Source organism: Pelomicrobium sp. G1, assembly GCF_051905455.1.
Lineage (GTDB): Bacteria > Pseudomonadota > Gammaproteobacteria > Burkholderiales > UBA6910 > Pelomicrobium.
The window spans coordinates 1-270 of the sequence record NZ_JBQACR010000355.1; the positions used below are offsets into that span (position 1 = coordinate 1).

General features: G+C 71.1%; 1 pseudogene. It reads left to right on the plus strand.

Going from position 1 to position 270, the window contains the following annotated elements:
• Positions 1-56: 56 nt before the first annotated feature.
• Positions 57-270 (plus strand): annotated as a pseudogene (locus ACTFO6_RS18815) (hypothetical protein); the annotation flags it as partial.

A 270-nucleotide genomic window follows, 5' to 3' on the forward strand; every position in this document is an offset into this window, starting at 1 on the left:
TCGACGCAGTCGTGGCCGTCAACAGCGTCTTTTACGCAGCGGATATGGCGGCAGCCATGCGCGAGCTCGTCCGCGTCGCCCGGCATGGCGGGCGGGTCGTCGTCACGGCCTGGGGACCGCCCGAGAAGTGCGAATTCTTAAGGGCCGTGATGCCCGCCCTCGGGCCGCTGATGCCGCCCCCGCCGCCGGGCGCGACCCCGCCGCATCCAGGGGTATTGTCCGAACCCAGAGCGCTGGCGGGCTTGCTCGAAGCAGCAGGCTTGCGCGTCG